12 protein-coding genes are annotated in these 13,423 nt (G+C 58.7%); 4 read left to right on the top strand and 8 right to left on the bottom strand.

Annotated elements, in window-relative coordinates; all coding sequences use genetic code 11:
• Positions 1 to 501: 501 nt before the first annotated feature.
• From mnmE to ACLCGK_RS04965, 6 genes are all read right to left on the bottom strand, one after another.
• Complete coding sequence (mnmE, locus tag ACLCGK_RS04990) at positions 502 to 1,872, bottom strand: tRNA uridine-5-carboxymethylaminomethyl(34) synthesis GTPase MnmE (protein ID WP_410951404.1); 1,371 nt, start codon at positions 1,870 to 1,872, stop codon at positions 502 to 504.
• An 88-nt stretch (positions 1,873 to 1,960) separates the two neighbouring features.
• Positions 1,961 to 3,643, bottom strand: coding sequence for a membrane protein insertase YidC (yidC, locus tag ACLCGK_RS04985; RefSeq protein WP_013970245.1), 1,683 nt, complete (start codon positions 3,641 to 3,643; stop codon positions 1,961 to 1,963).
• A gap of 2 nt (positions 3,644 to 3,645) precedes the next feature.
• A complete protein-coding gene (gene yidD, locus ACLCGK_RS04980; RefSeq protein WP_080563709.1) occupies positions 3,646 to 3,891 on the bottom strand; it encodes a membrane protein insertion efficiency factor YidD in 246 nt (81 codons plus the stop codon).
• Positions 3,884 to 4,288 carry a ribonuclease P protein component gene (gene rnpA / locus ACLCGK_RS04975; RefSeq protein ID WP_003253166.1) on the bottom strand — a complete coding sequence of 135 codons (405 nt, stop codon included), beginning with the start codon at positions 4,286 to 4,288 and terminating at the stop codon, positions 3,884 to 3,886. The genes yidD and rnpA overlap by 8 nt, the downstream gene beginning before the upstream one ends.
• Positions 4,289 to 4,301: 13 nt before the next feature.
• Positions 4,302 to 4,436: a 50S ribosomal protein L34 gene (gene rpmH, locus ACLCGK_RS04970; protein WP_003253163.1), complete on the bottom strand. Its 135-nt coding sequence runs from the start codon at positions 4,434 to 4,436 to the stop codon at positions 4,302 to 4,304.
• Positions 4,437 to 4,521: 85 nt separating this feature from the next.
• A complete protein-coding gene (locus ACLCGK_RS04965) occupies positions 4,522 to 4,863 on the bottom strand; it encodes a hypothetical protein (RefSeq protein WP_410951403.1) in 342 nt (113 codons plus the stop codon).
• 168 nt (positions 4,864 to 5,031) lie between these two features.
• Here ACLCGK_RS04965 and dnaA point away from each other — a divergent pair, with 168 nt between their 5' ends.
• From dnaA to gyrB, 4 genes are read left to right on the top strand one after another with little or no spacing between them, the layout of a single operon-like run.
• Positions 5,032 to 6,570, top strand: a complete 1,539-nt coding sequence (dnaA, locus tag ACLCGK_RS04960) for a chromosomal replication initiator protein DnaA (protein ID WP_024087935.1) — start codon at positions 5,032 to 5,034, stop codon at positions 6,568 to 6,570.
• A gap of 40 nt (positions 6,571 to 6,610) precedes the next feature.
• Positions 6,611 to 7,714 carry a DNA polymerase III subunit beta gene (gene dnaN, locus ACLCGK_RS04955; protein WP_003260019.1) on the top strand — a complete coding sequence of 368 codons (1,104 nt, stop codon included), beginning with the start codon at positions 6,611 to 6,613 and terminating at the stop codon, positions 7,712 to 7,714.
• Between the two features lie 15 nt (positions 7,715 to 7,729).
• The gene (recF, locus tag ACLCGK_RS04950) at positions 7,730 to 8,833 is read left to right on the top strand and encodes a DNA replication/repair protein RecF (RefSeq protein WP_003260018.1); all 1,104 of its coding nucleotides are present in this window, start codon (positions 7,730 to 7,732) and stop codon (positions 8,831 to 8,833) included.
• Between the two features lie 4 nt (positions 8,834 to 8,837).
• On the top strand, positions 8,838 to 11,258 hold the full coding sequence (gyrB, locus tag ACLCGK_RS04945) for a DNA topoisomerase (ATP-hydrolyzing) subunit B (RefSeq protein WP_013970249.1): 2,421 nt from the start codon (positions 8,838 to 8,840) through the stop codon (positions 11,256 to 11,258).
• Positions 11,259 to 11,321: 63 nt separating this feature from the next.
• Here gyrB and ACLCGK_RS04940 read toward each other — a convergent pair whose 3' ends face one another.
• Both ACLCGK_RS04940 and ACLCGK_RS04935 read right to left on the bottom strand, forming a co-directional pair.
• Complete coding sequence (locus tag ACLCGK_RS04940) at positions 11,322 to 11,729, bottom strand: RcnB family protein (protein ID WP_410951402.1); 408 nt, start codon at positions 11,727 to 11,729, stop codon at positions 11,322 to 11,324.
• A gap of 241 nt (positions 11,730 to 11,970) precedes the next feature.
• Entirely contained in the window at positions 11,971 to 13,263 is a 1,293-nt protein-coding gene (locus ACLCGK_RS04935; RefSeq protein WP_410951401.1) for a sigma-54 interaction domain-containing protein, read from the bottom strand.
• Positions 13,264 to 13,423 lie beyond the last annotated feature (160 nt).

The following is a 13,423-nucleotide window of genomic DNA, read 5'->3' as shown; positions in this document are numbered from 1 at the left end:
AAAGAAACCGTCTGAGCAAATTTTGACCAGTCTGTGGATGAGTGGCAGCCAACAGAAATCAAAGAGGAAAAATTTAAAAAAGCTTTGTTTTTATGTTTATTCTTATGCACAAGCTTTGCTGTGGATAAGGTTATGTAGGCCTTTATTCATGCTGTGTAGAGAAAAATTAAACCCTGTGGCTGGAGTACCATGAGGGCTATGGATAACACGATTTAGCCTGTGGATTAAATGACTGTTTACCCACAAGCAGGTTTGTCCTCAGAAAAAAAGCCTGCTTATCAACGGAGCTGAAGGCGAGTTTTCCACAGGGCTCCTGAGAGCAGATCGGGGTAGGTGAATGAAAAAAATGTGAACCTGCACCGGCCTCTTCGCGGGTAAACCCGCTCTCACAGGGGTCTGCACAGCCTTCAGGTGCGGCGCGATTTCCATAGGAGCTGCGAAATTTGAGGCAAAAAAAAGCCGCTCCCGAAGGAGCGGCTCTTGGTTTTGCCTGGCTGTGAATTACTTGCCGATGCAAAAGCTGGAGAAAATCCGCCCCAGCAGGTCATCAGAGCTGAATGCCCCGGTAATCTCCCCCAGGGCCTGCTGCGCCTGCCGCAGGTCTTCCGCCAACAGCTCACCCGCACCAGCCAGGGTCAGTTGTGCACGGCCATGTTCCAGGTGCTCACTGGCCTGGCGCAGGGCATCCAGATGGCGCCGGCGAGCGCTGAAACCACTCTCCGCCGTCTGTTCATAACCCATGCAGGCCTTCAGGTGGTCACGCAGCAACTGCAGCCCTGCATCGTCCCCTTTGGCACTGAGGGTGATCGTTACATGGCCGTCATCGCACTGTTCCAGCGCTACCCGCTCACCACTAAGATCGGCCTTGTTCCGAATCAGCGTTACCTTGGCCGGGTCTGGCCGTTGGTCGAGAAATTCTGGCCACAGGGCAAACGGGTCGCTGGCCTCGGGCGCGGTGGAGTCCACCACCAACAACACCCGGTCTGCCTCGCCAATGGCCTTCAGCGCACGTTCCACGCCAATCTTTTCCACATGGTCATCGGTGTCGCGCAAACCGGCAGTATCGACCACGTGCAGCGGCATGCCATCGATGTGGATATGCTCACGCAGGATGTCCCGCGTGGTGCCGGCAATGTCGGTGACGATGGCCGCTTCCCGTCCGGCCAGCTGGTTCAGCAGGCTCGACTTGCCCGCATTCGGCCGACCGGCGATAACCACGGTCATGCCATCACGCAGCAAGGCCCCCTGCCCGGCTTCCCGCTGCACTGTGGACAACTCGGCGCGAACAGTATCGAGCATCGAAAGCACATGGCCATCGGCGAGGAAATCGATTTCTTCCTCGGGGAAGTCGATCGCCGCCTCGACGTAGATGCGCAGGGCTATCAATGCTTCGGTCAGGCTGTGCACACGCTTGGAGAACTCCCCCTGCAGCGAACGCAGTGCGTTGCGGGCAGCCTGGCTGGAACTGGCTTCGATCAGGTCGGCAATGGCTTCGGCCTGGGCCAGATCGAGCTTGTCGTTGAGGAATGCACGTTCGCTGAACTCACCCGGGCGAGCCAGCCGACAGCCAACCTGTACACAGCGCTGCAGCAGCATATCCAGCACCACCGGGCCACCATGGCCCTGCAGTTCCAGCACGTCCTCGCCGGTGAACGAATTCGGCCCGGGGAAGAACAGCGCGATCCCTTCATCCAGTACCAGGCCTTCCTCGTCGCGGAACGGGCCGTAATGGGCGTGGCGCGGGGTAAGCGTACGGTCGGTGATCAACTGGCCGGCCTTGGCGGCCAGAGGGCCGGACAACCTGACAATACCCACACCGCCGCGGCCCTGGGCGGTGGCAATGGCGGCGATGGTTTCACGCACAGTGTTCATGCTCGAAAGCCTCTACGACAAAAACGACAGATAGCAAAAACGCCCCACTAGGGGGCGTTTTTTATTCACAGGCTAGCGCAGTAGCCTGTCAAGCAGCAGCTTTTTTGCTGGCTGCTTCGATGCTGCGAGTGATGTACCACTGCTGTGTGATCGACAGGCAGTTGTTCACAACCCAGTACAGCACCAGACCAGCCGGGAACCACAGGAAGAAGAAGGTGAAGATGATCGGCATCATTTTCATCACCTTGGCCTGCATCGGATCCGGCGGCGTCGGGTTCAGGCGCTGCTGGATGAACATGGTGGCGCCCATGATGATCGGCAGGATGAAGAACGGATCCTTGATCGACAGGTCGGTAATCCACAGCATCCATGGGGCCTGGCGCATTTCCACGCTTTCCAGCAGTACCCAGTACAGGGCCAGGAACACTGGCATCTGCACCAGGATCGGCAGGCAGCCGCCCAGCGGGTTGATCTTCTCTTTCTTGTACAGCTCCATCATCGCCTGGGACATCTTCTGGCGATCGTCACCGAAGCGTTCCTTCAGTGCAGCGAGCTTTGGCGCGACGGCACGCATGCGCGCCATCGAACGGTAGCTGGCAGCCGACAGCGGGAAGAACAGGCCTTTGATCAGCATGGTCAGCACGATGATCGACCAGCCCCAGTTACCCAGCAGGCTGTGGATATGTTGCAGCAGCCAGAAGATCGGCTGGGCGATGAACCACAGGAAACCGTAGTCGACAGTCAGTTCCAGACCTGGGGACAACTCTTTCAGCTTGGACTGGATTTTCGGGCCGGCATACAGCATGGCGCTGGTTTCGACCTTGCCGCCAGCAGGCACGCTGATGGCCGGGCCGGTGTAGCCGATGATGTAGTTGCCCTGGCTGTCCTTGCGGGTCTGGACAACGTTATTGTCCGACTTGGCCGGAATCCAGGCGGTCACGAAGTAGTGCTGCAGCCAGGCAACCCAGCCGCCGGACACATTTTCTTTCAAATTGCCTTTGTCGATATCCTTCATCGAGACCTTTTTGTAAGGCTCGGAAGGGGTCCACAGGGCAGCGCCCAGGTAAGTAGCGGTGCCGGTGGCAGTGCTCGACGACGGATCGGAGCTGGCATCACGCTTGAGCTGGGCAAACATGTTGCCGCTCCAGGCCTGGCCGCTCTGGTTGTCGATCAGGTAGCTGACGGTCAGGTCATACTCGCCACGCTTGAAGCTGAAGCGCTTGATGTAGTTGACGCCGTTGTCGCTGAACTTCAGGTCGACCACCAGTTGTTCCTGACCATCGGCCAGCTGGTAACCCTTCTTGTCACTAGCGTACAGAGGACGACCGGCAGGACGTGCATCCGGACCGTTGACGCCGGTCAGGCCGCTTTGTGCCAGGTAGACACGCTCGCCACCGTTGTCGAACAGTTGGAACGGAATGTCCGGGTGGTCCTGACGACGTGGGTACTGCGGCAGGTTCAACTGGACGATGTCACCACCGACCGGATCGATAGCCAGTTCCAGGACATCGGTCTTGACCCGGATCAGGTCCTTGCTGACCGCAACCGGCGCCAGTTCGGCAGCGCTGGTTTCGGCGTTGGCGCTTGGCACATCGGCGCTGGCGCCGGCATTACCGGCCGGTACGCCATCCGGCAAACCCGGGGCAACGGTGCTGGCAGCAGTATTCTGAGTCGGCAGGGCAGCCTGGCCGTAGTCCTGGTTCCACTTGAGGACCATGACGTAGGACACGATTGCCAGGGCGACGATCAGGATCGTGCGTTTAATATCCATGATTACTCGGCTATCGAAGAAGTTCGGGAGGAAGGAGCGGGAGGAACGGGATCGAAACCGCCGTCGTTCCACGGATGACAACGCCCCAGGCGACGAACGGCTAGCCACCCACCACGCCAGAAGCCGTGGTTTTCGATGGCTTCATAAGCGTAACAGGAGCAACTGGGGAAGAAACGACAGTGGTTGGCCATCAGAGGACTAATGGCGTAACGGTAAAACTGGATCGGAACGAGCGCCAGTTTACGCATCTTGGCTGTCTACCCCTGCGGAATTGGCGGTCACTGCTGGAGTGGGCCGGCTGCGCGCCAGGCGTTTCCAGAGTTTGCCAAAGTGTTGGTGCAATTCCGGGTTTTCTATCTCACCCAATCCCTTGCGCGCGACGATCACAATGTCCAACCCGGCAAGCAATTGCTGGTTCAGGCGAAAGGAATCGCGCATCAAGCGCTTGAGGCGGTTGCGTTGAACGGCGAGCTTGACGCTCTTCTTGCCGATCACCAGGCCGAGGCGTGGGTGATCGAGGCCGTTCTCACGAGCAAGGATCAGCAGGTTTTTCCCTGGAACCTTGCCGGTTGGGGAGTCGAAGACCGCTTTGAAATGTCGGGGTGTAAGCAGTCGCTTTTCCCGACTGAAGTCCTGACTCACCACCTGTGCCGAAAAATCAAATGGCCAGACGCTTACGGCCTTTGGCACGACGACGCGACAGAACAGCGCGGCCGTTCTTGGTAGCCATACGGGCACGGAAGCCGTGGGTGCGCGCGCGCTTGATGGTGCTTGGTTGGAAAGTACGTTTCATGGCGTGTTACCTGGTTTGTCGACGACGGGCCGGGATGGCCCCCTTTTTAAGAGACCGGCGATTCTAGAGAAAGCAAGCCCGTAGGTCAATTTCCAACCAGTCTTTCCATATAGAGCACGTGATGGACGGTGCGTGCTTGTCCATCCCCCAAGGGTGCTTGATCGGACACACGAATTGGGGACAACATGAAAAAAAAGAAGAGACATATAAAAAGCTTTTCTGAAGAATCTATAAATCTTAAGTGGATAACCTTCTGTGGATAACCTGCTTGAGGCCAGAAAATACGGGCTGTACAGAGTTTTACAACTGTGTTCTCAACCGGTGCTGCGCTTGTTTTCTTCGTGGTCAAAAGCTGTGGATTAAATCGATGCTTATCCACAGCAGAGTTATCAACAGACCTGACCTCAGGGTTGTGCATAGCGCTCATGGGTGCTTATCCACAGGGCTTATTCACAGTGCGGCGAAGTCTTTTTGGTCGATAAATGGCTGTTTTGTCATGGTTCCTAACGTGTCCACATGTGGATAACTGAACGCTCGACCGGTACAATGGCGGTTTGTTTTTGCCTCATCCGGCTTTCAAACTCAGGGGATATCCGTGTCAGTGGAACTTTGGCAGCAGTGCGTGGAGCTTCTGCGCGATGAACTGCCTGCCCAGCAATTCAACACCTGGATCCGTCCGCTACAGGTCGAAGCCGAAGGCGACGAGTTGCGCGTCTATGCGCCTAACCGTTTCGTTCTCGATTGGGTCAATGAAAAGTACCTGGGTCGTTTGCTCGAGCTGTTGGGCGAAAACGGCAGCGGCATTGCGCCTGCCCTTTCCTTGTTGATCGGCAGCCGTCGCAGCTCCGCGCCACGTGCCGCACCCAACGCGCCAGTAAGTGCTGCGGTGGCCGCCTCGCTGGCCCAGAGCCAGGCCCAGAGCCAGACACAGAAGGCAGTGCCGGCAGCGGTCGAACCCGTCGCCGTCGCGGCGGCCGAGCCTGTGCTGGTCGATGAACTGGCCGAGCCATCCTCGCGTGACAGCTTCGATGCCATGGCCGAGCCGGCTTCTGCGTCGGCCGGCAGTGCCCGGACCGAACAGCGCACCGTGCAGGTAGAAGGTGCGCTCAAACACACCAGTTACTTGAACCGCACCTTCACGTTCGACACCTTCGTCGAAGGTAAGTCGAACCAGCTGGCGCGCGCGGCTGCCTGGCAGGTGGCAGACAACCCCAAGCATGGTTACAACCCGCTCTTCCTTTATGGTGGTGTGGGCCTGGGTAAAACCCACCTCATGCATGCTGTGGGTAACCACCTGCTGAAGAAGAACCCGAACGCCAAGGTCGTGTACCTGCATTCGGAGCGCTTCGTCGCGGACATGGTCAAGGCTCTGCAACTCAACGCCATCAATGAATTCAAGCGTTTCTACCGCTCGGTGGATGCGTTGCTGATCGACGATATCCAGTTCTTTGCCCGTAAAGAGCGCTCGCAGGAAGAGTTTTTCCACACCTTCAACGCCCTGCTTGAGGGGGGCCAGCAGGTAATCCTTACCTCTGACCGCTACCCCAAGGAGATCGAAGGCCTGGAAGAGCGTCTGAAGTCGCGCTTTGGTTGGGGCCTGACGGTGGCCGTCGAGCCACCAGAGCTGGAAACCCGCGTGGCGATCCTGATGAAGAAGGCCGACCAGGCCAAGGTCGAACTGCCGCATGACGCGGCCTTCTTCATTGCCCAGCGCATCCGTTCCAACGTCCGTGAACTGGAAGGCGCATTGAAGCGGGTGATCGCTCACTCGCACTTCATGGGGCGCGACATCACCATCGAACTGATTCGTGAGTCGCTCAAGGACCTGCTGGCGCTCCAGGACAAACTGGTCAGTGTGGATAACATTCAGCGTACCGTCGCCGAGTACTACAAGATCAAGATCTCCGATCTGTTGTCCAAGCGTCGTTCGCGTTCCGTGGCGCGTCCACGCCAGGTGGCCATGGCCCTGTCCAAGGAGCTGACTAACCACAGTCTGCCGGAAATCGGCGACATGTTCGGTGGTCGCGACCATACGACCGTGCTGCACGCCTGCCGCAAGATCAACGAACTGAAGGAATCCGACGCGGACATCCGCGAGGACTACAAGAACCTGCTGCGGACGCTGACGACCTGATGGCCGTCTGCGCAGCTAATTGAAGGCAAGGGACTAGACCATGCATTTCACCATTCAACGCGAAGCCCTGTTGAAACCCCTGCAACTGGTCGCCGGTGTCGTCGAGCGCCGTCAGACCTTGCCGGTCCTGTCCAACGTATTGCTGGTCGTGCAAGGCCAGCAACTGTCGTTGACCGGTACCGACCTGGAAGTCGAACTGGTAGGCCGCGTGCAACTGGAAGAGCCGGCCGAGCCTGGCGAAATCACTGTCCCGGCCCGCAAGCTGATGGACATTTGCAAAAGCCTGCCGAACGACGCCCTGATCGATATCAAGGTCGACGAGCAGAAACTGTTGGTCAAGGCCGGCCGTAGCCGCTTTACCCTGTCGACCCTGCCAGCCAATGACTTTCCGACCGTGGAAGAAGGCCCGGGCTCGCTGACCTGCAACCTGGAACAGAGCAAGCTGCGCCGTCTGATCGAGCGCACCAGTTTCGCCATGGCCCAGCAGGATGTGCGCTACTACCTCAACGGTATGCTGCTGGAGGTTTCCCGCAACACCCTACGAGCTGTGTCCACTGACGGTCATCGCCTGGCGCTGTGCTCCATGAGCGCACCGATCGAGCAGGATGATCGCCACCAGGTCATCGTGCCACGCAAAGGTATCCTCGAACTGGCACGCCTGCTGACCGACCCGGAAGGCATGGTCAGCATCGTCCTGGGCCAGCACCACATTCGCGCCACCACCGGTGAATTCACCTTCACTTCCAAGCTGGTGGACGGCAAGTTCCCGGACTACGAGCGCGTACTGCCCAAGGGCGGTGACAAGCTGGTGGTCGGCGACCGTCAGGCGCTGCGTGAAGCCTTCAGCCGTACTGCGATTCTTTCCAACGAAAAGTACCGCGGTATCCGCCTGCAACTGGCTGCTGGCCAACTGAAGATCCAGGCCAACAACCCCGAGCAGGAAGAAGCTGAAGAAGAAATCAGCGTGGACTACGAAGGTAGTTCGCTGGAAATCGGCTTCAACGTCAGCTACCTGCTGGACGTGCTGGGCGTAATGACTACCGAGCAAGTTCGTCTGATCCTGTCCGATTCCAACAGCAGTGCCCTGCTGCAGGAAGCTGGCAATGACGATTCTTCCTACGTTGTCATGCCAATGCGTCTGTAACCCGTAGCAGGCGAAATGTCTCTTCGACGTATCATGGTCACCGCGGTGCGCAACTTGCACCCGGTGACACTCTCACCGTCCCCCCGCATCAACATCCTTTACGGCGCCAACGGCAGCGGCAAAACCAGCGTGCTTGAGGCCGTGCACCTGCTCGGGCTGGCGCGCTCGTTCCGCAGCACCCGCCTGAACCCGGTTATCCAGTACGAACAACCGGCCTGTACCGTGTTCGGCGAAGTGCAATTGGCCGAGGGTGGCAGCAGTAATCTGGGTGTATCCCGGGAGCGGCAGGGGGAGTTCACTATTCGCATTGATGGGCAGAATGCGCGGAGTGCGGCGCAACTGGCTGAATTGCTACCGCTCCAGCTCATCAATCCGGACAGTTTCCGCTTGTTGGAAGGCGCTCCGAAAATACGCCGCCAGTTCCTGGATTGGGGGGTGTTCCACGTGGAACCTCGTTTTCTGCCAGCCTGGCAACGGCTGCAGAAGGCACTGCGGCAGCGGAACTCATGGTTGCGGCATGGTACACTTGACCCAGCTTCGCAAGCCGCCTGGGACCGGGAATTGTGCCTGGCCAGTGCGGAAATAGATGAATACCGTCGCAACTACATCAAGGCCTTGAAGCCCGTCTTCGAGCGAACCCTGAGCGAACTGGTCGAGCTGGACGGGTTGACCCTTAGCTACTACCGAGGCTGGGACAAGGACCGGGAACTGCAAGAAGTACTCGCTTCCTCTCTCCTTCGCGATCAGCAGATGGGCCACACTCAGGCCGGTCCGCAGCGTGCTGATCTGCGTCTTCGTCTGGCTGCCAACAATGCAGCCGACATCCTGTCGCGTGGTCAGCAAAAGCTGGTGGTGTGCGCATTGCGCATTGCCCAAGGCCACCTCGTTAGTCAGGCTCGCCGCGGTCACTGTATTTATCTCGTGGATGACTTGCCGTCCGAACTGGACGACCAGCATCGCCGCGCGCTGTGTCGCTTGCTTGAAGAATTACGCTGCCAGGTGTTCATCACCTGTGTAGATCACGAATTACTGAGGGAAGGCTGGCAGACGGAAACGCCAGTTGCTTTGTTCCACGTGGAACAAGGCCGTATCACCCAGACCCACGACCATCGGGAGTGAATGCATGAGCGAAAATCAAACGTACGACTCCTCCAGCATCAAGGTGCTGAAAGGTTTGGATGCCGTGCGCAAGCGCCCCGGCATGTACATTGGCGACACCGATGATGGTAGCGGCCTGCACCACATGGTCTTCGAGGTGGTCGACAACTCGATCGACGAAGCCCTCGCCGGTCACTGCGATGACATCACCGTCATCATCCACCCGGACGAATCCATCAGTGTGCGCGACAACGGTCGCGGCATTCCGGTCGACGTGCATAAAGAAGAAGGCGTTTCCGCAGCCGAGGTCATCATGACCGTGCTGCACGCTGGCGGTAAGTTCGACGACAACTCCTACAAGGTATCCGGCGGTTTGCACGGCGTAGGTGTTTCTGTAGTGAACGCCCTGTCTGAGAAACTGGTACTGACCGTTCGCCGTAGCGGCAAGATCTGGGAACAGACCTACGTTCACGGTGTTCCACAGGCACCGATGGCGGTTGTCGGTGACAGCGAAACCACCGGTACCCACATCCACTTCAAGCCTTCGGCTGAAACCTTCAAGAACATTCACTTCAGCTGGGACATCCTGGCCAAGCGTATCCGCGAACTGTCGTTCCTCAACTCGGGCGTTGGCATCCTGCTGAAGGATGAACGTAGCGGTAAGGAAGAGTTCTTCAAGTACGAAGGCGGCCTGCGTGCGTTCGTCGAATACCTGAACACCAACAAGACCCCGGTCAACTCCCAGGTATTCCACTTCAACGTCCAGCGTGACGATGGCGTGGGTGTTGAAGTCGCCCTGCAGTGGAACGACAGCTTCAACGAAAACCTGTTGTGCTTCACCAACAACATTCCGCAGCGTGATGGCGGTACTCACCTGGTGGGCTTCCGTTCCTCGCTGACCCGTAGCCTGAACAGCTATATCGAACAGGAAGGCCTGGCCAAGAAGAACAAGGTGGCGACCACTGGCGACGACGCCCGTGAAGGCCTGACCGCGATCATCTCGGTGAAGGTGCCGGACCCTAAGTTCAGCTCGCAGACCAAGGACAAGCTGGTCTCCTCGGAGGTGAAAACCGCCGTGGAACAGGAGATGAACAAGTACTTCGCCGACTTCCTGCTGGAAAACCCGAACGAGGCCAAGGCCGTCGTTGGCAAGATGATCGATGCTGCCCGTGCCCGTGAAGCGGCACGTAAAGCCCGTGAAATGACTCGCCGTAAAGGCGCGCTGGATATTGCTGGCCTGCCAGGCAAACTGGCGGACTGCCAGGAAAAGGACCCTGCCCTTTCCGAACTGTACCTGGTGGAGGGTGACTCCGCGGGTGGCTCGGCGAAGCAAGGCCGCAACCGTCGTACCCAGGCAATCCTGCCGTTGAAGGGTAAAATCCTCAACGTCGAGAAAGCGCGCTTCGACAAGATGATCTCGTCCCAGGAAGTGGGCACGCTGATCACTGCACTGGGCTGCGGTATCGGCCGCGAAGAGTACAACATCGACAAGCTGCGTTATCACAACATCATCATCATGACCGATGCTGACGTTGACGGTTCGCACATCCGTACCCTGCTGCTGACCTTCTTCTTCCGTCAGTTGCCGGAGCTGGTCGAGCGCGGCTACATCTACATTGCCCAGCCACCGCTGTACAAGGTGAAGAAAGGCAAGCAGGAGCAATACATCAAGGATGACGAGGCCATGGAAGAGTACATGACCCAGTCGGCCCTGGAAGATGCCAGCCTTCACCTGGACGAGTCGGCACCAGCGGTTTCCGGTGTACAGCTGGAAGCATTGGTGAATGAATTCCGTAGTGTCATGAAGACACTCAAGCGTCTGTCGCGCTTGTACCCAGAAGAGCTGACCGAGCACTTCATCTACCTGCCGGAGGTCAGCCTGGAACAGCTGGGTGACCACGCTGTGATGCAAGCCTGGCTGGCACAGTTCCAGGAACGTCTGAATAACAGCCAGAAGTCCGGCCTGGTTTACAAAGCCAGCCTGCGCGAAGACAAAGAGCGCAACGTATGGTTGCCAGAAGTGGAGGTTACGTCCCACGGCCTGGCCAGCTATGTCACCTTCAACCGAGACTTCTTTGGCAGCAATGACTACCGTACCGTAGTCAACATTGGTGCCAAGCTGTCCAGCTTGTTGGGCGAAGGTGCTTATGTGCAGCGCGGTGAGCGCCGCAAGGCAATTGTCGAGTTCAAGGAAGGCCTGGATTGGCTGATGAACGAAACCACCAAGCGCCACACCATCCAGCGATACAAAGGGCTGGGCGAGATGAACCCTGAGCAGCTGTGGGAAACCACCATGGACCCAACCGTCCGCCGTATGCTCAAGGTCACCATCGAGGATGCGATCGCTGCCGACCAGATCTTCAACACCCTGATGGGTGATGCGGTCGAGCCGCGTCGTGACTTCATCGAAAGCAACGCGCTGTCGGTATCGAACCTGGACTTCTGATCCGGTGTAGATCGCCAGGCACTAAAAAGCCCGCGAAAGCGGGCTTTTTAGTGCCTGTAGAAATCAGTAACCGCTGAGGACGTTGACGATCACACCACTGGCAATAGCCACCAGCACATAGTCCCCATTCACATACAACCAGCGGTGATCACGTGGTGGCGCATACAGGTGGCGTGCTTTCCAGTCGGTCACCCAGTAACGGTCGCCGCGGTAGTGCGGGTCAACCACATGGCCACGCTGCCACTGCTGATGCGGAACCGGCATGCCCGGTTGTGGGCGGAAATTCGGGTCGCGATAAGCGGGACCGCGGCCATTATCATGTCGGCCTTGGTACTGTGGCTGACCATGCGGTGGGTTGCCTTGGTGCAATGGGCCGCCATCATGCCGGTCAGGTGGGCCTGGCTGCGCGAAACTGGCCAAGGGGGCGCTGAGCATGAGCGTGGCGCAGATCACGGTCAGGGTTGTCTTCATTTTGCGGTCCTCTGCATGTTGACGCCTGGCGGAAGCTGACTGGCTGCCAGGTTCGGTTAACTGATCAGACCACAATCATTCCCGCTTAATGTCAGGACAGAGGTAAAGGTCCGGTAAAGGTCTGAGGAGGCGCGGTGGATGGCACCGGCTTCGCCGGGGTTCGCGGGTGAACCCGCTCCCACAGGATGTGTGTTGCCCTCGGGAATAAGCAGGCCCTTGTAGAGCGCGTTAACCGAAGGCGTCAATTCAGGCCAAGCTCCTTCAACCGGCGATACAGGGTGCGCTCGCTCAGGCCAAGGTGACGGGCCAGTTCACTGCGCGAGCCCTTGAACTGTTGCAGTGCCTGGGCCAGCTCACCCAGGTGATTGCGCCGGCCATCTGCCGTGATCGCCCCTGTCGACCCAATGTCCTCCGGCAAATGCTCGGGCCGGATAAGTCCGTCGTCCGCAAACAAACGCGCCCTTTCCAGAATGTTGCGGAGTTCGCGAATATTGCCTGGGAATGGATGCAGCACGAGTTTCTGCAAGGCCTCGTCGCTCAGCCTGGGTGTCGGCTTGCCGGCCATGCGCTGCAGCAGGCTCTGGGCGAGCAACGGCAGGTCTTCTGCTCGTTCGCGCAATGCCGGCAGACGTATCGGGAAGCCGCTGATGCGGTAGTACAGGTCTTCGCGGAAGGTGCCGTCCGCGACCATTTGCCTGAGCGGTTTATGGGTTGCCGACACCAGGCGAAAATCCGAATGCACCGTGCGCAGGCTACCCACCGGGCGGAAACTGCCGGACTCGATCAGGCGCAGCAGCTTCACCTGCATCGCCAGCGGTACTTCGCCAATTTCATCGAGGAACAGGGTGCCGCCATGCGCCGCTTCAGCCAGGCCGATCTTGCGCTGGTTGGCGCCAGTGAACGCGCCCTTCTCGTAGCCGAACAACTCGCTCTCGAACAACGATTCGGTCAGGCCGGTACAGTCAACCACCACCAACGGGCCGTTGGCCCGGGGGCTACCCAAGTGCACTGCGCGGGCGAACAGTTCCTTGCCGGTACCCGACTCACCCTGTAGCAACACCGGGATCTGCGCCGGTGCCGCACGTTGCAGGCTGGCCAGGGCCGCTTTGAACGCTGGCGCGCGGCCGACCAGCCCTTGTTCCTGAGGCTGCGCCGACGCGAGGGTGATGCTGGTCAGGCGTTCGACAAAGGCCACCACCCTGCCCTGTTCATCCAGGATCGGCCGCAGCTCTACATCCACATGCTCGGGGCCGCGTGGCGTGTGATGAATGTGCAAAACCCGCTCCGGCGCCTTGCTGTGCCACGCCTTGCGCATCGGGCAATGCTCGCCGGCCTGGTCGCAAGGCACAGCGTAGTGGTGCGAGACCTTGTGGCATTTCTCACCCAGCGGCGCCTGCTCATGGCGACCGAACTGGCGGCGATAGGCAGCGTTGGCCGCCAGCATGTTGTAGTCGGTATCTAGCACGATGGTTGGCAGGGCATCGTGCTCAAGATAGGAAACCAAAGCTAGGATGAGGGGATGGGCTTCAGGCATGACGGCACCGATTGAATGACCGGCGCAGGGTAACAAGGACTGCCAAACACTGCCATTGGCTGACAGTCGACTGCCATCTGCGCCGCCACTGTCGTCGGCAATTGTCAGCAACGGGCCGGTTTTATTGGCCAGAGCGCAGGAAAATGCCTGGCATGCATCT

The sequence above is a fragment of the Pseudomonas sp. S1(2024) genome (assembly GCF_046557535.1).
The sequence above is the reverse complement of the archived record's forward strand: the minus strand, read 5'-3'. Positions and strand labels throughout refer to the sequence as shown.

Coding starts and splice junctions, on each gene's coding strand:
- mnmE (WP_410951404.1), bottom strand. CDS start 1,872: ATGAACACTGTGCGTGAAACCATCGCCGCCATTGCCACCGCCCAGGGC.
- yidC (WP_013970245.1), bottom strand. CDS start 3,643: ATGGATATTAAACGCACGATCCTGATCGTCGCCCTGGCAATCGTGTCC.
- yidD (WP_080563709.1), bottom strand. CDS start 3,891: ATGCGTAAACTGGCGCTCGTTCCGATCCAGTTTTACCGTTACGCCATT.
- rpmH (WP_003253163.1), bottom strand. CDS start 4,436: ATGAAACGTACTTTCCAACCAAGCACCATCAAGCGCGCGCGCACCCAC.
- ACLCGK_RS04965 (WP_410951403.1), bottom strand. CDS start 4,863: ATGAGCGCTATGCACAACCCTGAGGTCAGGTCTGTTGATAACTCTGCT.
- dnaN (WP_003260019.1), top strand. CDS start 6,611: ATGCATTTCACCATTCAACGCGAAGCCCTGTTGAAACCCCTGCAACTG.
- recF (WP_003260018.1), top strand. CDS start 7,730: ATGTCTCTTCGACGTATCATGGTCACCGCGGTGCGCAACTTGCACCCG.
- gyrB (WP_013970249.1), top strand. CDS start 8,838: ATGAGCGAAAATCAAACGTACGACTCCTCCAGCATCAAGGTGCTGAAA.
- ACLCGK_RS04940 (WP_410951402.1), bottom strand. CDS start 11,729: ATGAAGACAACCCTGACCGTGATCTGCGCCACGCTCATGCTCAGCGCC.
- ACLCGK_RS04935 (WP_410951401.1), bottom strand. CDS start 13,263: ATGCCTGAAGCCCATCCCCTCATCCTAGCTTTGGTTTCCTATCTTGAG.